This is a genomic window from Kitasatospora sp. NEAU-CNBT7 (assembly GCF_057220535.1).
Window position 1 is genome coordinate 1 of sequence record NZ_JBXQQB010000135.1, and the last position, 947, is coordinate 947.

Below are 947 nucleotides of genomic sequence, written 5' to 3' on the forward strand. Positions count from 1 at the left end.
GGCCGCCCGCGGCGCCCGGGGACTGCGCGGGGCGATTTTTCACAGCGACAACGGGGCCCACTACGGGTCGAAGGACTTCGCCCGGGTCTGCGCGGAGCTGGGCGTGACCAGATCCCGCGGCGCGGTGGGCACGAGCGCGGACAACGCCGCCGCGGAGAGCTTCAACGCGACCATGAAACGCGAGACGCTCCAAGGGCGGAAGCGATGGAACGGAGCCGGCGAGGCCCGACTCGCGGTCTTCCGCTGGGTGACCCGCTACAACACCCGGCGCCGGCACTCCCGCCTCGGCCAGATCAGCCCGATCACCTACGAACAGCGATCAACTACGCTGACCACCGCCGCATGACAACCGGTGTCCACGACCCGGGGGAAGCGCCCGGATACCCACCCTTGTTGCTACTCACATGGGCCTCAACGACCGCTTCGGTCCAGGGGCACGGCAGATCTCAAACGCGGTCTGACTGGGCGTTTCACCCGTAAGCAGGCGGCTTGGTCCCGGTTTCTGGGGCGCCCAGGCCGCTCACGTCCGGTGGCGCTTGGGGCTCTGGTGACAGGAGGGTCGCTGTGGCGCGAATGTCCGCCGGAACTGTGTGCTTCCTCCTGTCTCGTCCCCGGAAGCCGAGCCTGAGAGTGTTCGTCCTTCGAGGGCCGCGAGCCCTGGGCAGCGTGGCGATCCCGCAGTATGCCGTCATCATGACGGATCGTCGAGCGTATCCGAGCGACCTGTCCGATGCCCGCTGGGCCCTGGTCGAGCCCACCCTCACCGCCTGGCGACAGGCCCGAACCGAACGGGCCCTCGCGTTCGGCCGGCCGCCCGAGCACGAACTGCGTGACCTGCTGGACGCGATCCTCTACGTCGACCGCACCGGCATCCCCTGGCGCTACCTCCCGCACGACTACCCGCCCTGGGAGACCGTCTACGCCTACTTCGCCCGCTGGCAGCGCGA

Annotated in this window: 2 protein-coding genes; both read left to right on the forward strand. The window is 69.3% G+C overall.

What is annotated here, in order from left to right; all coding sequences use genetic code 11:
* A partial coding sequence (locus tag AC2TEW_RS39065; protein ID WP_484627757.1) for an integrase core domain-containing protein occupies window positions 1-346 on the forward strand: 346 nt, incomplete at its 5' end.
* Between the two features lie 347 nt (window positions 347-693).
* Window positions 694-947 (forward strand): transposase (locus tag AC2TEW_RS39070; protein WP_484627861.1); only part of this gene is annotated, 254 nt, incomplete at its 3' end.